This window comes from Gemmatimonadota bacterium (assembly GCA_041390105.1).
Lineage (GTDB): Bacteria > Gemmatimonadota > Gemmatimonadetes > Longimicrobiales > Gaopeijiaceae > JAGQIF01.
Genome location: JAWKQO010000003.1, coordinates 339,580 through 364,785, shown reverse-complemented (window position 1 = coordinate 364,785; position 25,206 = coordinate 339,580). Strand labels below are relative to the sequence as shown.

General features: G+C 68.6%; 23 protein-coding genes. 12 read left to right on the top strand and 11 right to left on the bottom strand.

The annotated features are described in order from the left end of the window. Positions 1-23: 23 nt before the first annotated feature. The 6 genes from R3E10_14685 to cyoE form a co-directional block, all read right to left on the bottom strand. Positions 24-863, bottom strand: a complete 840-nt coding sequence (locus R3E10_14685) for an ankyrin repeat domain-containing protein (protein ID MEZ4416995.1) — start codon at positions 861-863, stop codon at positions 24-26. Next, a complete protein-coding gene (locus R3E10_14680) occupies positions 860-2,998 on the bottom strand; it encodes a prolyl oligopeptidase family serine peptidase (GenBank protein ID MEZ4416994.1) in 2,139 nt (712 codons plus the stop codon). Before R3E10_14680 ends, R3E10_14685 begins: the two co-directional genes overlap by 4 nt. 80 nt (positions 2,999-3,078) lie before the next feature. Then, positions 3,079-4,581: a peptidase S10 gene (locus R3E10_14675; GenBank protein MEZ4416993.1), complete on the bottom strand. Its 1,503-nt coding sequence runs from the start codon at positions 4,579-4,581 to the stop codon at positions 3,079-3,081. Further along, positions 4,578-6,098, bottom strand: a complete 1,521-nt coding sequence (locus R3E10_14670) for a hypothetical protein (GenBank protein MEZ4416992.1) — start codon at positions 6,096-6,098, stop codon at positions 4,578-4,580. The genes R3E10_14675 and R3E10_14670 overlap by 4 nt, the downstream gene beginning before the upstream one ends. 60 nt (positions 6,099-6,158) lie before the next feature. After that, entirely contained in the window at positions 6,159-7,265 is a 1,107-nt protein-coding gene (locus R3E10_14665) for a P1 family peptidase (GenBank protein MEZ4416991.1), read from the bottom strand. Between the two features lie 95 nt (positions 7,266-7,360). Further along, positions 7,361-8,284, bottom strand: a complete 924-nt coding sequence (gene cyoE / locus R3E10_14660; GenBank protein ID MEZ4416990.1) for a heme o synthase — start codon at positions 8,282-8,284, stop codon at positions 7,361-7,363. Between the two features lie 41 nt (positions 8,285-8,325). On the opposite strand from cyoE, the gene R3E10_14655 reads away from it, so the two are divergent. After that, positions 8,326-8,994 carry a hypothetical protein gene (locus R3E10_14655; GenBank protein MEZ4416989.1) on the top strand — a complete coding sequence of 223 codons (669 nt, stop codon included), beginning with the start codon at positions 8,326-8,328 and terminating at the stop codon, positions 8,992-8,994. A 138-nt stretch (positions 8,995-9,132) separates the two neighbouring features. Here R3E10_14655 and R3E10_14650 read toward each other — a convergent pair whose 3' ends face one another. Both R3E10_14650 and R3E10_14645 read right to left on the bottom strand, forming a co-directional pair. Further along, positions 9,133-9,363, bottom strand: a complete 231-nt coding sequence (locus R3E10_14650) for a hypothetical protein (GenBank protein ID MEZ4416988.1) — start codon at positions 9,361-9,363, stop codon at positions 9,133-9,135. Positions 9,364-9,527: 164 nt separating this feature from the next. Then, positions 9,528-10,667 carry a protein-glutamine glutaminase family protein gene (locus R3E10_14645; GenBank protein ID MEZ4416987.1) on the bottom strand — a complete coding sequence of 380 codons (1,140 nt, stop codon included), beginning with the start codon at positions 10,665-10,667 and terminating at the stop codon, positions 9,528-9,530. A 413-nt stretch (positions 10,668-11,080) separates the two neighbouring features. Here R3E10_14645 and R3E10_14640 point away from each other — a divergent pair, with 413 nt between their 5' ends. From R3E10_14640 to R3E10_14630, 3 genes are read left to right on the top strand one after another with little or no spacing between them, the layout of a single operon-like run. Then, positions 11,081-11,731: a hypothetical protein gene (locus tag R3E10_14640; protein ID MEZ4416986.1), complete on the top strand. Its 651-nt coding sequence runs from the start codon at positions 11,081-11,083 to the stop codon at positions 11,729-11,731. A 1-nt stretch (position 11,732) separates the two neighbouring features. Continuing rightward, positions 11,733-12,218: a hypothetical protein gene (locus R3E10_14635; protein ID MEZ4416985.1), complete on the top strand. Its 486-nt coding sequence runs from the start codon at positions 11,733-11,735 to the stop codon at positions 12,216-12,218. Between the two features lie 4 nt (positions 12,219-12,222). Then, the gene (locus R3E10_14630; GenBank protein MEZ4416984.1) at positions 12,223-12,741 is read left to right on the top strand and encodes a Rieske (2Fe-2S) protein; all 519 of its coding nucleotides are present in this window, start codon (positions 12,223-12,225) and stop codon (positions 12,739-12,741) included. Between the two features lie 19 nt (positions 12,742-12,760). On the opposite strand, the gene R3E10_14625 is transcribed toward R3E10_14630, so the two are convergent. After that, positions 12,761-14,140: a sigma-54 dependent transcriptional regulator gene (locus R3E10_14625; GenBank protein MEZ4416983.1), complete on the bottom strand. Its 1,380-nt coding sequence runs from the start codon at positions 14,138-14,140 to the stop codon at positions 12,761-12,763. Further along, positions 14,137-15,873, bottom strand: a complete 1,737-nt coding sequence (locus R3E10_14620) for an ATP-binding protein (GenBank protein MEZ4416982.1) — start codon at positions 15,871-15,873, stop codon at positions 14,137-14,139. The genes R3E10_14625 and R3E10_14620 overlap by 4 nt, the downstream gene beginning before the upstream one ends. Positions 15,874-15,902: 29 nt before the next feature. Between R3E10_14620 and R3E10_14615 the strand changes: the two genes are divergently transcribed. Both R3E10_14615 and R3E10_14610 read left to right on the top strand, forming a co-directional pair. Next, positions 15,903-16,988 (top strand): hypothetical protein, encoded by a 1,086-nt coding sequence (locus R3E10_14615; GenBank protein MEZ4416981.1) that lies wholly within the window; start codon positions 15,903-15,905, stop codon positions 16,986-16,988. Continuing rightward, positions 16,958-17,428, top strand: a complete 471-nt coding sequence (locus R3E10_14610; protein MEZ4416980.1) for a hypothetical protein — start codon at positions 16,958-16,960, stop codon at positions 17,426-17,428. Before R3E10_14615 ends, R3E10_14610 begins: the two co-directional genes overlap by 31 nt. 40 nt (positions 17,429-17,468) lie before the next feature. On the opposite strand, the gene R3E10_14605 is transcribed toward R3E10_14610, so the two are convergent. Continuing rightward, the gene (locus tag R3E10_14605) at positions 17,469-18,326 is read right to left on the bottom strand and encodes a TonB-dependent receptor (protein MEZ4416979.1); all 858 of its coding nucleotides are present in this window, start codon (positions 18,324-18,326) and stop codon (positions 17,469-17,471) included. A 155-nt stretch (positions 18,327-18,481) separates the two neighbouring features. Between R3E10_14605 and R3E10_14600 the strand changes: the two genes are divergently transcribed. The 6 genes from R3E10_14600 to R3E10_14575 all read left to right on the top strand — a co-directional run bounded on the left by R3E10_14600 (position 18,482) and on the right by R3E10_14575 (position 25,158). After that, the gene (locus R3E10_14600; protein ID MEZ4416978.1) at positions 18,482-20,053 is read left to right on the top strand and encodes a response regulator; all 1,572 of its coding nucleotides are present in this window, start codon (positions 18,482-18,484) and stop codon (positions 20,051-20,053) included. Between the two features lie 34 nt (positions 20,054-20,087). Continuing rightward, positions 20,088-21,908: an ABC transporter ATP-binding protein gene (locus R3E10_14595; GenBank protein ID MEZ4416977.1), complete on the top strand. Its 1,821-nt coding sequence runs from the start codon at positions 20,088-20,090 to the stop codon at positions 21,906-21,908. Further along, positions 21,905-22,849 carry a hypothetical protein gene (locus R3E10_14590; protein MEZ4416976.1) on the top strand — a complete coding sequence of 315 codons (945 nt, stop codon included), beginning with the start codon at positions 21,905-21,907 and terminating at the stop codon, positions 22,847-22,849. Before R3E10_14595 ends, R3E10_14590 begins: the two co-directional genes overlap by 4 nt. 111 nt (positions 22,850-22,960) lie before the next feature. Then, positions 22,961-23,707, top strand: a complete 747-nt coding sequence (locus R3E10_14585; protein ID MEZ4416975.1) for a glycosyltransferase family 2 protein — start codon at positions 22,961-22,963, stop codon at positions 23,705-23,707. Then, positions 23,704-24,594 (top strand): DUF3108 domain-containing protein, encoded by an 891-nt coding sequence (locus tag R3E10_14580; GenBank protein ID MEZ4416974.1) that lies wholly within the window; start codon positions 23,704-23,706, stop codon positions 24,592-24,594. Before R3E10_14585 ends, R3E10_14580 begins: the two co-directional genes overlap by 4 nt. 18 nt (positions 24,595-24,612) lie before the next feature. Continuing rightward, complete coding sequence (locus tag R3E10_14575) at positions 24,613-25,158, top strand: isoprenylcysteine carboxylmethyltransferase family protein (GenBank protein ID MEZ4416973.1); 546 nt, start codon at positions 24,613-24,615, stop codon at positions 25,156-25,158. The last annotated feature ends 48 nt before the right edge of the window (positions 25,159-25,206 follow it).

Genomic DNA, 25,206 nt, shown 5'->3' with positions numbered 1-25,206 from the left:
GAGCCCCACCTGGGCCGAGCTTCCTAGCCGTTCAGCAGCCGCACCACCTCCGCCCGTCCCAGCCGCTCCGCCTCCTCCAGCGCAGACCTCCCCTCACCGTCTGGAAGCGCAGGGTCGGCCCCCCGTTCAAGCAGTGCTTCGATCAGGTCGAGCGGGCACTCCCGGAGCACAGCCTGATGTAGCGCCCGGCGACCCCAGGCGCTCATCCGGTTGGGATCGGCGCCATGGTCGAGCAGCCAGCGCACCCCCTCCAGGTCGTGCCAGTCCAACTTGCGGTGCAGCATGGTGGTGAGCCCGTCGGCGTGCAGCCGGCCGCTCTCCACGACGAGCTGCATGGCGCGACTGTCGTAGCCTTCCGGCGCGTGGTAGGGCGTCTCCCCGTCGTTGGGGTCGGCGCCCCGCTCCAACAGCAACCGGGTCAGGGCTGGGTGGTGGGCCACGCCCGCCGCTCCGTAGAGCACGCTCTCGCGCGCAGGGTGGGGTTGGTGCTCCTCCGAGTAGAACCCCGTGTTGGCGTCGGCACCGGCGTCCAGCAGCACGCGGGCCGCCTCGACGAATCCGTCGGACCGGGCTGGATCGAGCCGCAAGTAGCGGGAGAAACACAGATGGGTCAGGGCGTCCCACCCATGGGGCCCATCCTTGCGTTGCACCGCGGCCCCATCCGCGGCGATGAGCCGCGCGACACGCTGCGCGTCCCCCAGCACGCAGGCCACCGGCACGTCGTCGAGCGTGGCGAGGTCGGGATGGACCGACAGGATGGCGCCGGCCTCGTCCAGCGTGCCGCTCCCGTGGGCGGCGTCCAGCGGTACACAGGCCGCCCGCAAGAAGGCGTCCCGTGCGCCGTGAGGCGCGGCGCCACTCACGGTCGCGACGCCAGTTCCTTCCGGATCAGTGCTCGGTCGAAGAAGTCGTCCGTTGCCCCGAAGGCCTGGAGCCAGCGGCGGTAGAGAAGCGAATCGTGCACGTCGTCGGGGAAGACGATCAACTCGTAGGGGATCTGGTGGGCACGCAGCATCTGCACCAGCCCCACGGTTTGCGAGAAGTCCACGTTGCGGTCGTCGTCGCCGTGCATGAGGAGCACCGGTGAGGTCCAGGTGTCGATCTGGGAGATCGACGATGCCTGCCAGGCCACGCTCTCGGGGTCGAGCGAGCCGTAGTAGTGCACGCCCGCCATGTCCACGCCGGCCTTGAAGATGTCGGAGTTCCGAGCAAGCGCCTGCGCCGTCAGGATGCCGCCGTAGGAAAGCCCCCAGACGCCGATCCGCTCGACGTCCACGTCCGGGCGGCCCTGCAGGTAGCGGCCCACCGCTTCGATGTCCCGATACTCGGTGTTGCCCTCGTTCCGACGTCCGGGCGCATTGCGGAACTCGCGGCCGTAGCCGATGCCGCTCCGGTAGTTGACCGACATCACGATGTAGCCCTTGTTCGCGAAGTACTGATTCATCGCGTAGGCCATGTGATAGAAGTGCATGTAGTGATAGCCCAGCAGCATCTGGCGTCGGGATCCGCCGTGGATGAACAGCAGGGCCGGTCGTTTCTCGCCCGGTTTCAGGTCGGGCGGCAGGAAGAGCTGGTTGTAGAACTCGAAGCCGTCCTCGGCGGCGAGCGTCACGTTCTCGGGCATGACATGCCGGGAGAGTGGGAACTGCTCGGGTAAGGACGTGACGAAGCGCGGCTCGCCACCGTTGGCCGGCACCAGCGCCACCGAGAGCGGGCGAGCGGGCCCGCCCCCGAGCACTGCCACCTGACGACCGGAGGCCAGGGCGGCCGGATAGGTCTCCACACTGGCACCACGGGTAAGTTGCGTGGGCGTCCCGCCCGCAGTGGGCACCTTCCACAGATGACGGCGGTGGATGTCCCCCACGTTGGTCGCGTAGAACAACGTCGCGCCGTCACTCGAGATGGAGATGTGCTCGGCGATGCCGTCCCCGGGCGTGATCAGACGCGCTTCGTTGGAGGGGCGGTCTGCCGGCACGGAGTAGTAGTGCCGCCACCCGTCGGGCTCGGCCTGGAAGAGGATCTGGTTCCCGGCCCAGAGGATCTCCCGAACCTCGTCGTGCAGCTCGTCGCCCGGTTGATTGTGGAAGATCTCCCGACCCTGGCCGGTGGCCACGTCGGCCACCCAGATGGACCAGGTGTAGCCGCCGGCGAACTTCGAGTCCATGATGCCAGGCGGCAGCGCGCTCGCGTCCGCGTTGCGACCGGCGGCACCGGCCCCATAGGGCAGGCCGGGCCTCCGGATGAAGGCGATGCGTGTGCCGTCCGGGGACCACACCGGGCTGGAATCCCGATCAACCCCGGGTGCCAGGTAGCTGACCTCGGGCTGGTCCGTGTCGTAGACGCCGATGTAGCTGTGGTCTCCACGCTGGCTGACGAAGGCGATCTTCCTGGAGTCCGGAGACCAGACCGGCTGGCCGTTGTCCCCGAACACGCTGAAAAGCGGAGGGGTGGCATCGAGCGCGTCGGGGTCGCTGAGTCCGGGATTGACCGGTGCACGGTAGACGGCGCCTTCCCGGTCGAAGGCCACCCAGCGCCCATCCGGCGAGAGTGCCGCGTTCCACGCCTCCACCACACGCCAGGAGCGGCCCCCGCTTGTGCTCGCGGCCCAGATCGCGCGCTCGGCGCCCAAGGGATCACTGGCGGGATTGGCGATCCAACCTTCGCGATTGGGCGTGTGTCCGCGGAGAAAGGTGACCACCGACCCGTCGTCGGAGATGCGCAGGGTGGTGAGGTCGTGTCCGTCGTCCGCCATGTAGTCTGTCAGCCGCTGCGGCACGAAATCCGGCGCCGCGGCCGTGTAGACGTTCCGCATGCCGCGCTCGAACTCGATCCAGGCGATCCGCTCGGCTGCTCTGGCCGAGACGATCTCCACCGGATAGCCGGGGCTCAGGATGTCGTCGATGGAGAAGCCCTGGGCGTGGATGGGGCCCGCGGCGCCTAGAGCGGGAACCAGCAACAGCGACGAGGCGACGAGACGAGAACGGGTGGCAAGCGACATGGGGACCTCCGCGGCTGGGCCGGCCAGTGGTCCCTCACGGTAGCGATGCGGCTGGCGATGGGCGAGCCGATTCCCGCCCCTCAGCGGATGCGCCGCTCCTCCTGGCCCCCGGAGCGACGGGCGGCGGCAGCGGCGATGAAGGTGGCCACATCCGCCGCCAGCGCCCTCCGCGCTTCACTCCCGTCGTACATCACGTGGCCGCCGGGATAGCAGCCTGTGGTGATGTTCGCGCGGAGACGGGGCTCGATGTGCTCGACGATCCAGGCGTTGTCGGCGCAGCTGTTCAGGGAGTCGTAGAGCCCCGCGGCCACGAAGGCGACCAGCGCGGGATCGAGGTCCATCGCGCGCCGCAGCCAGGGCTGTGCCCCCCCGGGGGGGCCGTCGCCCGAGCCGGCGTTGCTCGGCGGGGCACCCGGCGGCGCCTGATTCCAACCCCAACGGGCGCCGACCGATGGGGGCGCCTCGCCTGCCGAGTACCCAGCTTCGAGACCCTGGTACGCCAGGTCAGTGGCGAACTCCAGCTCGTTCTGCAGATAGCGGCGGACGAGCACGGGTCGCACCGTCGGTTCGGCGGCCTCGGTGACGCGCATGTCGTAGCGACCTGCAGTCCGCCCCTCATCGCGCAGCAAGGCCGCACGGAACTCCGGCGAGGACATGGACAGGGTGGTGGGATCGATGGAGGCCGGGTCGATGCCGGTGAAGCGAGCGAGGTCTGCGATGACCTCGTCGCGCTCCGCTGTCCCCAGAGCATCCCGCCGGGCCAGCGCGGGGGCGTACACGTTGCGCGCCCAACGCTCCGCCTGACGGACTGCGTCGGGCAGGTCGCGCTGCAGTTCCGCCGGCAGCTTTCCGTGATGGAAGGCAGCGGCGGTGCGGTTCGGCACGAACATGGCCGTGCGCTGTTCGGCAGTCGCGACCGGGCCGAGCGGGATGCCTCCGGAGATGAGCATCACTCCGGTCACGGGCTGTCCGGCGGCCGTCAGCTTCTCGGCGACACCGGCGGCGCGCCACACGCCGTAGGACTCTCCGGCCAGGAAGAGCGGGCGGTGCAAGGCATCGAAGCGCGTGCGGTACACGCGAATGAACTCCGCGACCGCGTCGATGTCCCCCAGCACGTTGTAGAACTCGTCGGCGTATTCCGCCCGTGCCGGTCGACTGAACCCCGTGCCGATGGGATCGACGAACACGAGGTCCGTGGACGGCAGCCATGTGTCGGGGTTGTCCACGAGGCTCGGCCTCGGACCGACCTCAGAAAGTCGACGCGGTCCGAAGCCGACCAGATGCACGAGTACGGAGTTGGAGCCCGGGCCGCCGTTCCATGCAAACGTGAGCGGCCGCTGGGAGGATGGCTCTCCGTCGTCCAGTGAGTAGGACACGAAGAAGATCTGTCCATGGATCTCACCGGTGCCGTTGTCTCGAATCGGGATGAATCCAGCGTGCGCCGTGTAGCGTAGCGTTCTGCCGGCGACGTCGATCTGATGCTGCGTCGTGCGCAGCTCGTGCTCCTGTCCGTTCACGCCAGCCACGGGGCCGAGCTGGGCCGCCGCGACGACGGCGAGAGCTGTCTGAAGGCCACGCTTCATCGCGCGCTCGCAGCGCGATTGGTGATGAAGGCCCCGACGTCGTCCTTCAGCGACAGCCGAGCGCTATCGTCCGTGTAGATTGCGTGGCCGCCATCGTAGCTTCTCGCAACAACCCGCTCCGCCAATTCCGGCGGTAAGCCCCTGGCTGCGTACTCGTTGGCGAAGTAGGGGCACACGAGATCGAAGCGGCCGCAGGCAACGAACACGTAAAGCTCGGAATTCATCGTCATGGCTTGCCGCAGAGCCTCGGGATCGGCCGGCAAGTCCCAGTTCCAGAGCACCGACATCCAGTCTCCGCGGAACCGGGTGGGGGCTGGATACCCACCTCCGAAGGGTCCCTGGTAGAACAGGTCGCTGCGATACCCGATCTCGTTGCGCAAATAGCGGATGACCGACACGCCGTCCAGGATGTCCTTCAGGCTGGGATCCTTGGTCGGGTCGTAGGGGCCTCCACTGGTATCCGGAGGTCCGACCTTGCGGCTGTCGTAGCGACCGACGACCAAGCCCCGGTCCGCGAGCAGCGTCGTAGTGAACTGCTCCATCGGAATGCGGAGTGACGCTCGGTCGATCGAGTCCTCGGGCATTCCACTGAATCGCGCCAGCGTCGCGACGACCGAGTCGCGCTCCGCTGGAGGGAGATCGTCGGGCTGGTTCAGCGCTTGGGCATACCGCGTCGACGACCACTGCTCGGCGGCTGCAAGCGCGGCACCTGGGTCGCTCGAGACGCCGCCACCCAGCGCGCCGTTGACCTGCGCTGCCGCGGTGTAGGTCGGGAGCATGAGCGCTGCGCGCATGGGTGCGGGTAGATCGCCGAGCGGCAGCGCCAGTCCGAGCAGGATCACGCCGGAGAGCCTTGTCCCTCGTCGCTCCAGTGCCGCGGCCACCAAGGCGCAGCGGGTCACGCCGTAGCTCTCCCCCGCGATGAACAGCGGAGCATCGAAGCGGTCGAAGCGCGTGCGGTAGACGCGAATGAACTCCGCCACCGACTCCGCATCTCCCGGGGATTGGTAGAACTCGGCGGCGAACTCGGGAGCGGCAGGTCGGCTGTATCCGGTGCCCACGGGGTCCACGAAGACGAGATCGCTCTGCGCCAGCCAGGTGCCGTCGTTAGCGATCAGTGTGGTGCCGGTCGGCGAGAGACGCGGCTGCGAGCCCACGGCCTGAGCGATGCGTTTGGGTCCGAAGCCGAGCAAGTGCACCAAGCCGGCGTTGGAGCCGGGTCCTCCATTCCACAGGAACGTCAGGGGACGGTCCGGCGCCCCCGGATCCGGGTCGAGCGAGTAGGAGACGAAGAACATCGTTCCATGCACCGCGCCGGTTTCGTTGTCCCGGATCGGGAGCAGGCCCGCACGGGCCGTATACCTCAGGACACTGCCGTTGACCTGCACCTCGTGCTGGGTCGTGACGATGTCCCCTGATATCGAGGGCTCCTGGGCGGCGGACCGACCCGCGATCAGGGTCGGGGCGAGCGAACACAGCAGCGCCAGTACGGGACCACGAGGAAGGCTCGGCAGCAACGGAACCTCGAGCGTCAGGGACAGGGGAGCTGGGTTCTTCGCCCTACTGGTGTGGCACCGCTACCGGATCACCCCGTAGCGCTTGAGCACCTCCAGGGTCGCAGCGATGGGCAGGGCATCGGAGATGGTGCCCTGCCCTTCCACGGTGGTGGCCTTGAGCAGTGAGTTGTAGATCGCTTCCTCGGTAGCTTCCACGACGCCCTGGAACAGCGCCGACATGGGCTCGTTGGCCAGTTCCTCGACCGTTTGCGATGTCTGCTGCGGATCACGCCGCACCGACTCGGCCGTGGAGAATGCGATCACGTAGTCACCGGAGCCATTCCCGGCGAATGAGCCGGTGCGCGCAAGCCCCATCAGGGCACGCCGGGCCAGACGCTCCAGGTTGCGCGCCGAGAGCGGCGCATCGGTGGCCAGCACCATCATGATGGAGCCGTCTCCCGCATCGTCGGGAGAACGGCCGCGCCCTTCGACGGCGTTCTGGAAGGAATAACGGCCCAGCTCCTGGCCGACGGGTGCACCGGCCATGGTGAGGATGCCTCCGAAGTTGGATTGCACCAGCACGCCAACGGTCCATCCACCCAGTGAGGTGGGGAGCACGCGGCTGCTGGTGCCGATCCCTCCCTTCCAGCCGAAGGCGCGTGTGCCCCGCCCGGCGCCCACGGACCCCTCCTGCACGGGGCCGCCGCTCGCTGTCTCCAGCGCGCGCACCACGTGTTCGGGCTCGATGGGCCGGGCGCGAATGTCGTTCAAGCCGCCGTCGTTGGTCTCGCCCACCACCGCGTTCAGCGAGCGCACGTTTTCCATGCCGGGGAGCGCCAACGCCCAGGCCACCATGGCGTCCGCCGCCTTCCAGACGCACAGCGTGCAGGTGAGCAGGATGGGCGTCTCCAACTCGCCCAACTCCTTGACCTGAGTGACGCCAATGAGCTTGCCGTAGCCGTTGCCCACGACCATCGCGGCGGGCACGCGCTCGAAGTATAGGTTTCCAGCGTGGGGGCGGATGGCCGTCACGCCCGTGTTCACGCGCTCGCCTTCGTGGACGGTGACCTGTCCCACCAGAACGCCCGCCACATCGGTGATGGCGTTGTGTGTGCCCGGCTGGAAGATGCCGACCTCGATTCCCAGGTCGCGCGCACGAGGACGATCGGCGTTCTGTGCCATGAGCATGGAGGGCAGGAGCAGCGCGAGGATGGCGAGCCCGGCGACGGACGCAGAAGGACGAAGCGAGCGCGCTGGCCGGCCACATGGCAGCGAGCGGATCATCATCCGTGCAGTCCTGTGACGTCGATGAGCATGAGAAGAAGCAGAAGCGGCTGGTAGAGCAGAGATCCCAGGAAGACGCTGCGCGCATGCGCGTTGGTCATGGCGCGCCAGGCCCGCACGCACAGCCCGATCAGCCAGATACCCAGCCCGGCCGCGCCCACGGTGTACAGCGTACCGGTCAGGCCGATCCAGGTGGGGAGCAGGCTCACCGGCAACAGAATGGCGGCGTGCGCCACCATGTGCATACCGATCACCCGCCCGCCGGGGTCGGCCGGGGGCGTGAGAAGGAAACCGGCCGCTTTGTAGTCCTCACGGAGCACCCAGGCCAGTCCCAGCACGTGGGGCATCTGCCAGAAGTAGGCGATCCCGAACAACACCCAAGCACCCGTGCTCAGCCCGCCGGTCGCGGCGCTCCAGCCCACCAGGGCGGGAACGGCGCCCGGCACCGCCCCCACCAATGTGGAGATGTAGCTGCGGGGCTTGAGCGGTGTGTAGACGAAGTCGTAGGCGACGCCGGCTCCCAGGGTGAGCAGGGCGGGCCATGGCCCGATGCCCCACCACAGGAGGCCGGTGCCCGCCGCGATGAGCAGCCCCGCGAACACCAGCGCGGCAGACGGCGACACGCGCCCGGAAGGAAGCGGCCGGCTCCGGGTGCGGCTCATGAGCGCGTCCGGGGCTCGCTCCAGGAACTGGTTCAGGGCCAGGACCCCTCCCGTGGCCACCAGCAGGCCCAGCGCCAGGATCGCCGATGCGCCCCACTCCATCCGGGCCCCTCCGCCCACGTAGAAGGCCGCCACCGCCACGATCACCACGTAGACGGCGATGGTGGGCTTGGTCAGCTCATAGTACGCGTGCGCCCGTCCCCCGGGGGCGCGGGGACGCGGCGACCGCTCGGGCCGGGTGGGCGCTGGGGCAACGGTCAACGGACGAAACCTGTTTCGGCAGGGGCCAGTACTAGGGGGGTATGAGGTCCCCGAACGAGATCAGCGTCAAGGATCGCCGCACCCAACAGGACCGGGTCTGGCGCCGTGCGTTCTATGTCTCGTTCGCCGTTCACGCGCTGATCTTCCTGTTCTGGCGCCACACCCCGATTCCCACGTCCCCCTTCTCAGCGGCGGGGCCCCGGGCAGGGGACAACCGGGCCGCTGCCGGCGGCATGCAGGCCTTGAACGTCCAGGCTCCGCCTACGGTGCCCATCACGCCCCCTCCCGTGCCCCTTCCCACGCTCGAAGACGTCGAGCCCGTCGAAATCGACCTCGAGACCCGACTCGACGCGGGCGCCGCGTTGGGGAACGCACCCGGGGAGCTCCAGGGCCCCGGCCTCGAGAATGGACAGGGGAAGGGGGACGGTGGCACCGACGAGGAGGGCCTGTTCCGTCTGGTGCCCCCTTCGCCCCGGGGCATGATCCTACCGCCCTCCAGCAGGGACTTGAAGGGGCGGCAGGTGGAGGTCTGGGTCTTCGTGGGCGTGGACGGCCGGGTAGTGGCAGACTCGACCCGCCTGAATCCCCCCACTCCCAGCCGTTCCTTCAACGAACGTTTGATCTCCGAGGCCGCGCAGTGGGTGTTCCGACCCGCCACCAAAGGCGGCCAGCCGGTGGCGGCCTGGTTCCCCTACACGATCAGCATGTAGGGATTGCCGTCGGAGCGGGCCTCGCCCAGCGCTTCCACCACGGGCGCCGGCTGGGGTCCCGAACGAGAAACGGGGCGACGCCGACCGGCATCGCCCCGTTCTGCGACCTGTATTCGGGGTAGCCCCGGGTTCGCCCCGCTACCAGACCGGTTCCTCCCGCTTCCGCATCACCCACCGCCCCACGAAGAACGTGGCCACCAGCAAAACCAGCCCGAAGGAGAGCGCGGCAAAGAACAGCAGGCCTTTGAGCACCACCAGGAGAACCGCGCCCAGCCACCCGGCCAGCGGGGGAACGATCAACTTGACGATCTCGGCGAGAACCAGGGCGATCAGCCCGGAGATCCCGAGTCCCGCGAATGCTCTCATCACGTCCATCCCTCCTGGCGCCGGACCCCGAGGAATCCGGGGCAGGTGGCGTCGGTCTCCCTCGCTCTACGCCCCCGGGGGCCCGCGGGTTTCGTGCCAGTTGACGCCCCCCCCGGCCGCCGGGTCGAGCCCGACGCCCGGCGAGGCCGGCTCTACGCGGAGCCGCCTCAGGGGCAGCCGGCGTAGGGTGGCGGCCCGAAGGCGAGGGCGCGGTTCTGCAGCTGGAGCCGGTAGGTGGCCAGCACGGTGTTGGTCTTGGTGTAGGTGGGATCCGTCTCCGTGTAGGCTGCGCCGATGCTGCGGTAGAAGATCGAGGCCGCCGCGCGTTCCAGCACGGCCCCCGGATCGCCCTGCACGCTCTTCCAGGTCGATTCGCTGACCGGTGTGTCGAAGAGGGCGGGGTCGATGACCATGTTGCGGCACCAGAAGAAGAACTTCCGCACGCACACGATCGGTGCGACGTGCCAACCCCAGTTCACGTAGCAGCTCGGGTTGTTGGCGGTGTCCACGTGCAGGCTGCCGTAGATCCAGATCTTCCGTGGATGCGCTCCGTCGGCGATGAACAGCCGGCACATCTCGTGGGCGCGCCCCCAACACCCGTCGTCCGGATACAGGAACGGGATGCAGGGCACCGGTACCGACAGCGGATCGCATGTACGAACTGCCGCCAGGTCGAACAGCTGCTGGGCGCGACGCGGTGACACACACCTGAACCAGCAGAAGAGGCAGCGGACAGGGAGCAGCACCCACTCGAAGAGCTCCCGTATCCAGCGTTCGGGCTCGAAGGCGTAGCGCTCTCCTGCGCGGCGAGTCCCAGGAGGCGTACCGCCGCCGCGCGGGTCGGGGCGCACATCGATGATCTCGTGATCGTCCGTCTCGGAGACGAACAGTCGGGTGCCTCGGGCGAGCGCCGTCTGCAGGGTTTCCAGCAGCGCGCCGAAGTCCGGGTTCGACCGGCGGATCCGGTGTCGAGCCTGCGAGATCTCCAGATCGACGTCGATCTGGTCGCCGCGCTCCACCAGTTCTGTGATGGTGGCGACCAGCGGAATCAGTAGCCGCGTGACGTCCCGGGTTTCCGGATCGAACTCCACGAAGGCCGGGGCGTCCAGCCCGCGTAGGGCGTCGAGGATCTCCAGCCAACCAGCGGCCAGCGTCGGACGCTCGCGAGCGCGCACGCGCGCGCGGCGCCCATCGGCAAAGACGACCTCCACGCCTTCGGGGTTCTTCCTGAGCATTTCAGCGCCGGAGCCCTCCATCGGGGGCTCCAGGCCACGAATGCGGTCCACCACCGCGTTCTCGATCGGCATGATGCTCCTCCGGTCAGGTGTCGCGTGCTCCGATCTCCAAGCTACCACGGAGATGTGGGCGTCGCCGGGACGGTGCGCCGCGCCGGGGGCGCGTTCGTGCCCTTCGGCCGGCGGCCCTGCTCCCGGTGCACGCCCTCTTCCGGAAGTGGCGGAAGAACCGGCCTCGAAGGGCCGCGATGCCCGCCCGCGGTTTCGCGCGGCCTGACCGGCGCTCCAGCCCGCCGGAGCCCGCAGTCGCTTGCATGCCCGTGCAAGAATCTGCACGACTCTTGAGCGGAGCCGGGCCGGAAGAGCACCGGAGATTTGGCTTGGTTGAGCGGAGTTCGGCCCTTCGCCTCCGATTGGCGTCTCCCTTGCCCAATGGAGACTGCCGCCTCCGGCGCGCCCGGCTCACTCCGACATCAGGACACGCGATGCTTCTGCTGCTGGCCGCCCTGGCCACTCCACCCGACACCTTGGCGACCCCGGTGGTCGCACCTGCCCCGGTGCACGCCGAGGCCTTCTGGCCGCGCTTCGAGACGCCGGTCCAATGGGTGGAGCCGCTGCCCGGGACCCCGGTCCGTAGGGTGGGCGATCCAGGGGCCGCGCCGTCCGAAGACCAGATCTTCGAGTACTCGGACGCGTACCTCACCCGGTTGCGCATCCACAAGATCGCTTCCTACGCCACGCTGCCCTTGTTCGTGGCCTCCTACATCACCGGGAACGAGCTCATCACCAAGGGCCCCCAAGCGGCCGACTGGGCGCGCAATACCCACGGCCCCATCGCCGTTGGACTGGGTGCGCTCTTCGGCATCAACACCATCACCGGTGTCTGGAACCTGAAGGAGTCCTGGGGCGATCCGGAGGGCCGGGGTCGTCGACTGTTGCACTCGTCGCTCCTACTGGCGGCCGACGCCGGATTCGTGGCTGCAGCCGCGTTGGGCAGCGAAGCGCATGGAGAGGACGAGGGTGGAAGTTTCCGCGCCGGATCGGATCCGAGCACGCACCGCACGGTTGCGTTGACATCGCTCGGGGTGGCTCTGGCCGGCTACATGACCATGGTCTGGCCCTTCCGCCGGGACTGAGATGATCGAGACGATCGCGGGTTGGGCGCAGCCCTGGGCGGACTTCTATGCGGACTCCACACTCGCGCAACTGGTGGTCACCTTCCTGCATTTCGGCGGGATCCTGGTGGCCGGTGGGCTGGCGCTGGGAGCCGACCGCGCCACCCTGCGGGCGGCGCGCCGCTCGGACGCCTACCAGATCGAGCATCTGCAGGAACTGGGACAGATCCATACGCCCGTGCTCACGGCGCTGGGCGTGGTGATCGTGTCCGGTCTGGCGCTCATCCTGGCGGACGCTGAAGCGCTCCTCCTGTCCTGGGCGCTCTGGCTCAAGCTGAGCGTCTTCGCGCTGCTCCTGTTGAATGGGCTCTTCCTGCAGCGCGCCGAGGTACGACTGCAGATCGACCCTACGTCCTCCTGGGCGCCGTTGCGGCGTGCGGCTCTGCGGAGCGTGGGCCTGTGGGGCCTGGTACTCCTATTGGGGGCGTTGCTGCCCCTGGAGGCATAGATCCATGAAACGTGCACTCCCCTCGATTGCGCCCGAACCCGACGCCTTGGATCGTAGGCGCTTCCTGCACAACTGCCTCGCAGGAGCGCTGACCGTCGGGTTCGGGCTTACACTGGCGCGGCGGGCGGCGGCCGAGCCCGTCGAGTTCTCCTGGACGGACGCACTGTGGCAGGACGGCGACCAGATGGCCTTTCCCATCCCCGCGGCGGATGGTGTGACGGTCGATCGCAAGAACGAGCTGATCCTGGTGCGCGAGAGCGGACAGCTCTTCGCGTTCGCCCTCTCCTGTCCGCACCAGCGGTCCATGCTCAAGTGGCGCGAGAAGGACGGGCGCTTCCAGTGCACGAAGCACGGATCCAAGTATCAGCCCAACGGTGAGTTCGTCGAGGGGCGCGCGACGCGCGGCATGGATCGCTACCCGGTGCAGGTGCGCGACGGCCAGCTCTGGGTGGACACCTCGCGCAAGATCCAGCAGGACGAGGACGGGCCGGGGTGGACTGCCGCTGTGGCGCCGGTCGGCTAGAACAGCGCGTCCCGGGAACTCAGGCCTCGCCGCCTTCCTCGCCGGCGTGGCCGTCCAGACCCAGCTCGCGGAGCTTGTACCAGAGCGTACGCACGCTGATGCCGAGCAACTTGGCCGCCTGTGTCTTGTTGTCTCCCGTCGCTTCCAGCGCCTTGGCGATCGCCTCGGCTTCGGCCCGCTGCACGGCCTCGCGCAGCGGCTCCACGGCTCCAGCGTCGCGATGCCCCTCCTGGGCCTGCACGGCTCCGGAGCGGGGCAGCTCCACGTGCGTGATGGTCTTCCCGTCGGCGAGCAACGCCGCACGCTCCAGCACGTTGGCGAGCTCGCGCACGTTGCCGGGCCAGTGGTAGGCGGCGAGGCGGGTCACGACGTCCGGCGCCAGCCTGAGCTCCCGACCCATCCGTCGAGCCTGTGCTGCCACCACGGCTTCGGCGATGGGAGCGATATCCTCGCGCCGCTCCCGCAGCGGGGGCACATGGATGGGGAAGACGTTGATGCGGTAGTAGAGGTCGGAACGAAAGCTCCCCTCCCGCACCATCTCCTCCAGGTCGCGGTGGGTGGCCGAGAGGACGCGCACGTCGACGCGTCGAGATTGGTTGGAGCCCACGCGCTCTACCGTGCCCTCCTGCAACACACGCAGCAGCTTGGCCTGCAGGTCGAGAGACATATCCCCGATCTCGTCCAGGAAGAGCGTACCGCCGCTGGCCAGCTCGAACTTGCCGGGTCGGTCCTTGGTCGCCCCCGTGAACGCACCCTTGGTGACCCCGAAGAACTCGGCTTCGAGCAGCTCGCGGGGGATGGCCGCGCAGTTGAGCGCGACGAACAACCGGTCGTGCCGCGGGGAGCGGGCGTGGAGCGCACGCGCCACCAGCTCCTTGCCCACACCGGTCTCGCCGGTGATGAGCACGGTGGTCGGTGCAGCGGCCACGCGCTCGATGGCGCGGATGACCTCCAGCATGGACGCGCTCTTGGCCGTGATGCCTTCGAACGCCGTGGCGGTCACCTCGCGCAGGTAGCGATTCTCCTGCTCGGCCCGACGCAGGGACAGCGCTCGATCGACGAGCGCTTCGATCTCCTCGGCCCGGAACGGTTTGATGACGTAGTCGAAGGCGCCGAGCTTCATGGCCTCGACGGCCGATTCCACGGTGCCGAAGGCCGTGATCAGGATCACGGGGATGTCACTGGAGCGCTGCCGCAGGGCGGCGAGCAGGTCCAGACCGGAGCCGTCCGGCAGCGCCAGATCGGTGAGCATGAGGTCGACGGCCTCGCTGCGGAGGACTCGATCGGCCTCGGCTGCGTTGGCCGCCAACACCACGTGGTAGCCCTCGGCCTCCAGCGACATCTGCAGCAGACGTCGGATTCGAGCCTCGTCGTCGACGACCAGGATGGTCTGGCTCATGCCTCGAGCTCCCGTAGCGATTCCTCGGGTCGCGGCAGGGCGATCCTGAAGCACGACCCCTCACCCAACCTGCTCTCCACCGTGACCGCGCCTCCATGGTCGTCGACGATCCGTTTGACGATCGCCAGTCCGAGTCCCGTTCCGGCGCGCCGGGTTGTGAACAGGGGCTCCCAGATCCGTTCCAGGTCCTCGGGGCGGATGCCCGTCCCTTGATCCTCGATCTCGATCCAGGCCCGCTCCGCGTCCTCGTGGGTGCGCACCTGGATCGCACGCCCTGCAGGGGTCGCATGAATCGCGTTCGCCAACACGTTGAGCAACACCTGGTACGCCTGTCCCTCGTCTGCCCAGGCCACCGCGGGAGCCAGGCTCGTGCGGAGATCGATTCCGGCGTCGCGCGCGGTGGCGTCCATGGCGCTGGCCGCCCGCTCCGCGATGCGATCGAGGCGAACCGCCGCACACTCGGGTGTGCGCGGTCGGGCGAACACCAGCAGATCCTCCACCAGACGGGCCAACCGCCCCACCTCCTCCTGGATGAACACCACCAGTTCCCGCTCGGGTGCGTCGGCGGCGATCTTGCGATCGAGGAGATCAGCCGAGCCCTGCAATACGGCCAGCGGCGTGCGGATCTCGTGCGCCAGTCCGGCTGCCAGCATACCGACAGCGGCGAGGCTCTCCTGGCGAGCCAACGCCTGACGCGAAGCGTTCAGCCGATCGACCATGTCGCGCAGCGCCTCAGCCAGCACCCGTACCTCGGCGGGCGCGCCCTCCGACACCTTCAGCGTGTGCGACCGGCCCACCGCATCCAGATCGGCTGCTTCCAGGCTGAGGCCCCTCAGCTCCCGCGTGGTGGCGCGCGTGAGCAGCAGCATGGGTGGCACCAGGGCGAGCACGATGACGCCTGCCAACGCGAGGAGCCGCAGCACCGTACTTCGCAGGGGCGCCAGCACGGTCGACAGCGGGCGGGTGAGCGTCGCAGTCAGTCCTCCCAAGGGATCGATGAACAGCTCGCGCTCCGCGACCAGTGCATCGACCCCCTCGGGTGCCTCGCCCCAGGCGCGCAGGTCGGGACCATGCATGCTGAAGCGGGGCAGCAGGGGCCCTGCCGCTCCGCGCACCACCTGGCTCCACGAGCTCACCAGGACGATCCAGCCCAGCAGGCTCCCGTCCGCGGCGGCCCGCACGGGGGCCGAGACCACCAACAAGACGCTGTCCGGGAAGGCGGGAGTGCCCTGGGGCGCCGCCAGGAGCCGGGCCGCAGCCAGCGGGGACGTCTCGGCCTGGAGCGCTTGGCGTCCGTCCCACAGGGGCGTGCCGGTCAGCGCGCGACCCACCCACTCGAACTCGGACGACGACAGCGCCACTCCGGCGGCGTCGACGCCCAGGGCCACATCGACGCCATCGAAGGCTTCTACCAGCTGGGTCAGCGACTGGGACAGGCGCAGGTCGAGGTCGTCGATGGCCAGGTCCTGCGCCACCTGCAGACCGGGCCACAGCGACACCGCGCGCGCGCGGGCTTCGACGGCGCCCTTGAGGCGCTCCGCCACCAGATCCACCTGCGCCTGCAGTTCCGCGCGGGCCCGGTCGATGGCGAGATTGCGGTCGCGCGCCACTTCGATCCAGGTGGCGGCGCCGGCGGCCAGCACCGTGAGTGCCACCAGCAACGTGCCCAGCCGACCGGGCAGGGAATCGGGAATGAACCAGGGTCTGGAGCGAGCGTGGGCGACCGGTGTCATACCACCCCACCCAATCGGGGAGGCCGTCCGTGAGCGGTAGTGCCGTCTCCGGACGGCTGGCCACCGCCTTGGGGTTGCTGATTGCCGCGACCCTGCCCCTCCAGGCGCAGCTGCCGGCTCCGCCCGTGAGCGCGCCCGGAACGCTGCATGTCGGCGGGTACGCCGGTGGCGTCGTGGGTTTCAACGCCGTGGAGGGAAGCGACTACGACGCGGAACTCACCGAAGCGGTCGCGGCGTTGCTGCTCTCGGGCACGCTGGCCGCCCCGCTGACCTGGTTCACGGAAGTGGATCTGGCCGCGCGGGGCAGCGAAAACTGGACGGGTCGTCAGGATGATCGCACGCTCGAGTTGGAGCGGCTCTACCTCGAGTACTCGTTCAACGATGCACTGCGCCTTCGCGCCGGTCGCTTCCTGACACCGGTGGGGCACTGGAACGAGAACCACGCCGAACCCCTTACCTGGACCACGCTGCGGCCGCTCGCGAGCTATCGACCGTTCGCGAAGAGTAGCACCGGCCTGATGGTCGCGGGAGAGTCGGCGCTTTCCGGGCACGATGTCGGCTACGCCGTCTTCCTGGCCCCACACGCACTCTCGCATGAGCTCGCCGAGGAGAACGCGTTTCTGAGCGCGGCGGGAGGGCGGGTCGTGGTGGAGTTGGCTCCTGGCTTCCACCTGGGAGCCAGTGCGGTGGCATTCAAGGGCTCCCGTCCGGAAGAACCGGACGAAGACGATCTGGGAGCCGTGCCCGAGTCGGCCGAGCACGAGGCGCGTGAGCGCGACAGTGAGCGTCGCGCGCTGGCGGGGCTCGATCTCAGCGGTTTCCTGGGTCGCACGGAGCTGAGCGCCGAGGGCGTGCTGTTGTCCGGCTCCGACGTGGCGCCCCGCGAACGGGGCGCGTTCGTCCAGCTCGCCCACCCGCTGTTCCGGAGCGTGTACGGCGTCGCACGGGCCGAGGTCTACGATCCCGTCGATGAGGTGGCGCTGTGGAGCGGGGTGCTGGGCGTGACGTGGCGGCCCAGTGCACGGTGGACCATCAAGCTCGACCGACAGTTCACGGATACGGCCTCCAGCAAGGTTCCCGCGGGATGGTTCTTCTCCATCTCCTCCTTGTTCTGATCGTCGGGCCACCGGCCGCGACGGAGGGGCAGGCTCCGCTCCAGGCGGCGCCGGGCGTCGCCGTGATCGTGCATGAGGACGTGCCGGTCGCCTCCGTGGACGCTTCCGAAGTGAGGCGCCTGTTCCTGCTCCGGCAGCGCTTCTGGGCGGACCGTGTGCCGGTCACGCCGGTCAACCTCCCTGCCACATCGGCGGTGCGCGAGCGCTTCTCGCGAGTGTATCTGCGGAGCTCCACGCAAGCGCTCTCGGCGTATTTCAAGGATCTGTACTTCCACGGAACGCGGCCGCCCCAGGTGTTGGAATCGGAAGAGGCCGTGGCTCTGTACGTGGCGCGCACGCCGGGCGCGGTCGGCTACGTCAGCGTGCGCTTCCTCGCGGCGGGGTTGCCCGCCGGCGTGCGGGTGGTGCACGAAACCGCGCCCGTGGAAGGCGGCAACTGAGGCGGTGACCTGTACGCTGCGCGCAGCCCCGTGCTGCTCTTCAGCGCTTGGTCCACATCAGGATGACGCCACAACGGCCCTGGCCGTACTGGGGCGGGACGTCCGCCGGGCTGTCGTAGACCTCCAGGCCGCTGAGCTGAGAAACAGGCACGATGCGATCGAAGTCCTGCGACGGGGGCTCCGAACCACCCTGTTCGATGAGCACGTCGTCGACATAGATGCGCGGAAAGCAGGGCGGGCGGTTCTGTAGGGTGTTGCGCAGGGCGTAGCGCGTGATCACAGCGCGGAAGGGGAGCCCGGTGCCGCTCTCCATGACCTGCACGCCGGGAATCACCCGCAGCAGGTCGGAGGCGCTGATGGGCGACCGCTCGGCGATGGTGCGTTCGTCAAGGAAGGTGCCGGGCCACAGCTTCTGGCGCTCGTAGAAGCCCACGCGAGTCAACGCGATCGACGTGCGTTCCACCGCGACCGCCAGGGAATCCAGCAGCACGGGCTTGGGGTCGAGGTGGAAGGTGATGAGCGTGTTGCGTGTCGGACTGAGTTCGACGGGACCGTCCACGTAGGTCTCGGCGGACAGGTGGCTGACGCGCACATAGAAGATCCCCTCCTCGGGGACCGGAACGGCGAAGCGGCCGTCGACGCCGGTGGTGGCCAGTGCGACCACGACCTGGTTGACGTCCATCAGCTCGATGGTGGCGAAGGAAATGGGACTGTCCCAGGTGGTGTAGAGCGTCACCCCCTGGAGGTACTGGCCGGCCAGCCCGCCGGGCGCCAGGACCGCCAGCGCCAGGGCCCACGCAGTGGCACGGGCCGGGCCGCCCGGCGTGCATCTGCGCCCGGCAAGGTCCCAGGGTTCGTGGCGAGGGGTTCGAGCCCGGGGGCCCGCGGGTCGCGCCATGTCGGCTCCTCAGTGGGATCGGTCCCGCGACTTCTGCTACTCCATGGAGCCGCTGGGCGTTTCGGCCTGGGCGCAGATCGCGGGCGAACGTTGCCGCGACAAGGGCTGAGCCTGCGGGGTACCCCCCAACTTCAGCCACCTGCTAGCTTCCGACCATGCCCGCGACCGGCGCCAAGCGCATCCTCTGGGTCGACGACGAGATCGACTTCCTGAAGCCCCATCTGCTGTTCCTGCAGCAGCGGGGCTACCACGTCGATGCCATCGCCAACGGCGACGACGCCCTGGCCCTGCTCGAGGAGTACCCCTACGACCTGGTGCTCCTGGACGAGCAGATGCCGGGCCGACGCGGACTCGAGGTCCTGGAGATGCTGCGGCGCCGCGATCCTCACGCCCGCGTGGTCATGATCTCCAAGTCCGAAGAGGATCGGACCATGACGGAGGCCATCGGCCGGCGCGTGGACGACTACCTGGTCAAGCCCACCAGCCCCCGCCAGGTGCTTTCGGTGGTCACTCGGATCCTGGAAGGCTCCTCCATCCAACAGCAGCGGGTGGCCCAGGATTTCGCGGCTCGCTTCCAACGGCTCTCCCGCAAAAAGGCGGAGGCCGACGACGCCGAAACCTTCCGGGAGGTCTACGCCGAGCTGGTCGACTGGCACATCCGCTTGGAGGATGCGGGCGAGCTGGGTCTGCTGGAGAGCGTTCAGGGGTTGGCCGAGGAGCTGAGGCGCGACTTCGGGACCTGGGTGGTGCGGGAGTACCCGCGCTGGATGCGGGCGGCCCGCGAGCATCGGCCGCGCCTCTCCGTCGATGTGGTCAAGGAGTTCCTGGTGCCGGCGCTGGGCGACGACCCGGTCTACTTCGTGGTGCTGGACTGCATGCGCCTGGACCAGTGGAAGGTCATCGCGCCCGTGCTGTCGCAGTTCTTCGACCTGGAGGAGCAGTTCCAGTTCTCCATCCTGCCTACGGCGACCCCCTACGCACGCAACGCCATCTTCAGTGGGTTGTTTCCGGATGCCATCGCACGGGCCAATCCCGGTTGGTGGGACATGTCCGACGATGAAGGCAGTCTCAATGCCTTCGAAGACCGACTGCTGGGAGAGCAGCTGGAGCGGCTCACCGGACGCAGGGTGCCCGTCCACTACGAAAAGGTGTTCGGCGACCGGGGCAGCGATCAGGTGCGGGCCCGTATCCGCTCGGCCCTGGGCAACGGAGGGGTCATCGCGCTGGTCTTCAACTTCGTGGACCTCATGACCCACGGCCGTTCGGAGTCGCCCATCCTCATGGAGGTGGCCCGCGATGCGGCTGCGCTGCGCGGCCTCACCCGCTCATGGTTCGAGCGTTCCGCCCTTCTGCAGGTGTTGAAGGAGGCTGCCGAGGAGGGCATGCGAGTGATCTTCACGACGGATCACGGCTCCCTCCACTGCATGCGGCCGGCCACGGTGTTTGCCCGCAAGGACGCCACCGCCAACCTTCGCTACAAGTTCGGGAGTGACATCCGGGCCGAGGATCCCAAGGCCGTGCTCACCTGCAAGAACCTGACGGAGCTGCGACTACCTCCCGGCCGCCCGGGTATGAACTGTCTCATCGCCCTGGACGACCACTTCTTCGTGTATCCCACCAAGCTGAGGGAATACCAGGCCCGCTACCGTGGCTCCTTCCTGCACGGGGGTGTGTCGCCCGAAGAGATGATCGTGCCCGTGGCACGTCTGACCCCACGCGGCCGCTGATCCGCGCGCCCACCCAGGACCGCGCTCGCCCGCGATGAGCCTCTATCTCCGCATCCTCCGGTACCTGCGCCCGCATCTCGGGGTGTTTCTGGTAGCGGCCGTGGCGATGTTCATGTTCGCCGCGCTGGACGCGTTCTCGTTGGCGCTGCTGATCCCGTTCTTGCAGACGCTCTTCGGTGGAGGCGAGGTCGGAGGGGCTGCGGCGGGCGGGCGCTTGCAGGCGTTGCTGGACGCGACCGTCGGGCGGGTGGTGGATCTGCAGGGGGCTCCTCAGGACGCGATCCGTGGCATCATTCTGTTCATTCTGGTGGTCGTCACGCTCAAGAACGTCTTCGACTTCATCCAGAACGTCCTGGTGGCCCGCGTCGAGCAGGGCGTGACGCGCGACCTCAGGAACGACGTCTACGATCACCTGCTGGACCTGGACCTGGCATTCTTCGGACGCACGCGGACCGGGCAGATCATCTCCCGCCTGACCAACGATGTGGAACAGCTGCGCACGCTGGTCACGCGGGAGTTGGCCAAGAGCCTCTCCTCGGTCTTCGAGTTCACGGCGGCGATGGTGCTGATGCTGGGCCTGTCCGTAAAGCTCACGCTGGCCGCCTTCGTGGTGGTTCCCGGTGCCATGGGCATCTGGGGCCCCTTGGTGAAGAAGCTACGGCGCGGTGATCGGCGCGTACTGGATCTCGCCGGGCAGGTGAGCGCCCACGTGCAGGAGACGCTCTCCGGCATCCGTCTGGTGAAGACGTCCTCGGCCGAGGTGCACGAGCGGGCCCGCTTCCGCACCCTGACCGGCGACTATTTCCGCACGTTCCTTCGCACCCAGAAGTGGCGGGCGCTGGCTGGGCCCATCACCGAGCTGTTCGCCGCGCTGGGCACGGCCGTGCTGCTGTGGTACGGGGCGCGGCTGGTGCTGGTGGACGGCGCCCTGTCCGGGGCCGAGTTCGTGGGGTTCCTCGTGCTCAGCATGAAGCTCTACTCGCCGGTGAAATACCTCTCGAAGCTGCCCGCCCTCATCCAACCCGGCCTGGTCGGCGCCGAGCGCGTCTTCGAGTTCATGGACGCCCCCATCGAGATCCGCGACCGCCCCGGAGCGCGCGCGCTCACCGGGTTTGAGGACTCGATCGTCTATGATCACGTGTCCTTCGCCTACCGACCGGGTGAGCCCGTCCTGCAAGACGTTTCCTTCACGGTGCCCAAGGGCAGCGTGGTGGCCCTGGTGGGACCCAGCGGTGCGGGGAAGAGCACGGTCATCGACCTGCTGGGCCGCTTCTACGAGGTGGGCGAGGGTCGGATCCGCATCGATGGCACCGACCTTCGTGACTTCACCGTGCGCAGCCTCCGGCGGCAGCTGGGCATCGTATCGCAGGAGACGGTTCTGTTCCACGACACCGTACGCGCCAACATCGCCTACGGTCTGGAGAACGTGGACGAGGCCGCCCTCGAACAGGCCGCCCGGGCCGCCCACGCCCACGAGTTCATCCAGCAGCTTCCCGACGGCTATGACACGCTGGTGGGCGAGCGCGGGACGGAGCTCTCCGGTGGACAGCGTCAGCGGCTCTCCATCGCGCGCGCGATCCTGCGCGATCCGCCCATCCTGATCTTCGATGAGGCCACCAGTGCGTTGGACACGGAGTCGGAGCGGTTGGTGCAAGCCGCCATCGAGCGCCTGCTGGCGGGACGCACCGTGTTCGTGATCGCGCACCGGTTGTCCACCATCCAGAAAGCGGACCGCATCCTGGTCTTCGAGGAAGGCCGCTTGGTCGAGAGCGGCCCTCACCAGCAACTGGTGGAGGGGGGCGGCCTCTACAGCCGTCTCCACGCGCTGCAGGCCGTGGGGGACTACAGCGCTTGACCTCGACGATGCCGGAGCGCAGGCCCACGCTCACCCACCGGCTGGAGTACGCGGGGCTTCGCCTCGTGCAAGGACTGGTGCGCCTGCTGCCGGAGGGACCGTCGCTCGCCCTGGGCGCGGGCGTGGCGCGGCTGGCGGGGTGGCTGGGTGTGCGGCGCAAGCAGGTGGACGAAAGCCTTGCACTGGCCTTTGCAGACCGACCCACCGCCTGGCGGGAGCGCGTGGCACGCGCTGCCTACGCGCATCTGGGCCGCGAGGTCGCTCAGCTCCTGCGCCTGGGTGCCCTTCGGGGAGAGGTGCTCCGCCAGCGCCTCTTGGACCGGACGGAGTGGGGAGACGCGGCCACGGCTGCCTTGTTCGAGCGCATCCGAACCGACGCGGCCTCGGGACGGGGAACCCTGCTGGTCAGCGGCCATCTGGGGAACTGGGAGGTGGCGGGGGCCGCGTTGGCCGCGCGGGGCTTGCCGCTCGACGCGGTGGCGGTGCGCCAGCGCAATCCACTGGTCGATCGGCAGCTGCGCCGGCACCGCGACGCCCTGGGTTTCGGGGTGCTGGACCGGGGTGCCTCGGCGGTGAAGGTCCCGGCGGCGCTCCGCTCCGGACGCACGGTGGCGCTGGTGGCGGACCAACACACTCCGGGGGGAGTGGTTCTGCCCTTCTTCGGCCATCCGGCCGCCACACCGCGTGGCCCAGCGGTCTTCGCCCTCCGTACGGGCGTGCCCATCGTGGCGGGCTGTGCCGTGGCCCGGCCGGGCCGTCCCCACCGCTATCAGGTCTTTCTGGAGCGCGTCGAGGTCCCCCGTAGCGGCGACCTCGAGACGGACGTGACCGCGGTGACCGCCGCGCTCAACCGGGCGTTGGAGCGGCGGATCGAGGCCGATCCCGAGCAGTATCTGTGGCACCACCGGCGCTGGCGACCCCACCTGCTGGCCGCCGGGTAACGGCTCGGTGACCCGGAACCGGTCCCGAACCCCCCGGTACTAGCAGGGACGCCCCCACGCAGCCACGGCATTCCTGCCCTTCCCACCAGGACAAGCGGCCCAGGCCACCGGATGATCTACGTCTGCATTCCCGCCCGCGACGAAGCCCGCACTCTGGGCGTGCTGTTGTGGAAGATCCGCAAGGTCATGCGGGACTTCGGGCGGGACTACCGCATCCTGGTGCACGATGACGGCTCCGAGGACGGTACCCGGGAGTTGTTGGAGCGCTACGCCCGTGTGGTCCCGTTGGACGTCCAGCGCTCCCCATCGGCCAGGGGATACGGGGCGTCCTTGAGAGCGCTGCTGGACCGGGCCGCGGAGCTCTCGCCCTATCCGAAGCGAGACGTGGTCGTCACGCTGCAGGCCGATTTCAGCGAGAGTCCCGAGTTCGTGGTCCCCATGATCAAGGCCATCGAGGGGGGCGCCGACCTGGTCTGCGGCACGGTCCAGGAAACCACTGGGGTCACCCGGGGCGAGCGCTTCACCCGCTGGGCGGCGCTCCGCCTCCTCAAGACTTCGCTGCGACATGCGCCGGTCCCCGATCCCTTCTGCGGACTCCGTGCCTTCCGGGTCATCGTCCTCAAGAAGGCGGTGCGCGTCGAGCGCTTCGAGGAGCTGGCGGGGCTCTCGGGGCCCGCGGTGAATGTGGAGCTGCTGCGGATGTTGTCGCCGTTCGCACGACGCATCGTCGAGAGCCCGGTGGTGGTGCGCAACGACCGCAAGGTGCGTCCCTCACGCCTGCGGGTCTTTCCGGCCCTGCGTTCGCTCAATCGGATTCGGCGGGCCGAGTGGCGTCCTCCCGAGGACGAAGCGGCGTGAAGGCGCTACGCGGTTGGCTCCCGCTGTTGAGCCTGGTGATTGCGACCGGCTACGGCGCCGTGCCCGCGCAAGCGCAGGCGAACGGCGCCGCGCCAGGGAACGGAGGCGCTCAGGTGGATGGGGTCGACGACACCGTCACCTGGCCGTCGACGCACATTCCCATGCCCTGGGGTCCGGGAGAGCGCCTCGGCTACAAGCTCAAGTTCGGGTGGTTCAACGCCGGCCACGGCACCATGGAGGTAGAAGGCGTCGAGAACGTGCGGGGTAAGGCGTCGTACCGCATCAAGTGGACGCTGGACGGCGGCCTCCTGGGTGCGGACGTGCACGACCGCTATACGTCGTACGTGGACGTGGAGAACATCACCAGCCGGCGCTTCATCCAGGACATCCACGAGTTTCGCTACAAGCGACACCGGGAGTACGAGATCTTCCCGGAGGAGAAGCGCTGGGAGCGCACGGACAACGACGATGCGGAGACCATGGAGGCCACCGCACCGTTGGACGACATCGCCTTCGTCTACTACGTCCGTGCCTTGCCGTTGCAAGTCGGGGACGTGGACACTCTGCCCTTGTACTTCAAGGACAGCGGGAATCCGGTCATCGTGAAGACGCTGCGCATCGAGACCAAGGAGGTGCCGGCGGGGAAGTTCGAGACCATCGTGGTGCAGCCGTTGATCCGCACGTCCGGCTTGTTCGGGGAGGGCGGCAAGGCCGAGCTCTACTTCACCAACGACGAGCGCCGCATCCTGGTCTACATGAAGTCGGAGCTGTCCATCGGATCGCTTTCGCTCCACCTGGAGTCGATCGAGGAGGGCAGGCCCATCACGCAGGATTTCCTGCGTATGCAGCAGAGCCTCCTTCGCCGGGGGCAGCCCGGCGGCCCCTGACGAAAGGTCGCTGAGGAAGTGGGGCTGTCCCTACGCAAGATCCGGCTCCGCCTCGTCTGGCTGCTGGTCCTCCCGTTCCTGTGGTTCGCCGCGCCGACCCCGCGCCTCCTGGCCGTCGGAGCGGCGGTCTCACTGCTGGGTCTGGCCCTGCGCGCCTGGGCGGCCGGCTACATCCACAAGGACATGGAGCTGGCCACACGGGGGCCCTACGCGCATGTCCGCAATCCCCTCTACGTGGGGTCGCTGCTCGTGGGTGTGGGGGTGACCATCGCCGGTGGTCAGTGGATCTTCGCGGCGGGCTTCGTCCTGTTCTACGTCTGGATCTATGGCAAGAGCGCCCGCGCCGAGGCGGAGGTGCTGGAGAGGAAGTTCGGACAGCAGTACCGCGACTACGCAGCCCGGGTCCCCCTCTTTCTTCCGCAACTGTTGCCGGCGCGCGTGCCTGGGGCCGCCACCGCACGCTTCGCTGCGGCGCGCTGGTGGAAGAATCGTGAGTACGAGGCTCTGCTGGGGCTGCTCGGGGGCCTGCTGTTCCTGGCGGCCAAGATGGTCTGGTGGCCTTGAGGTACCTTGCGCACGTGAGGTACCCGGGGCTGGTACACGGCAACCCCT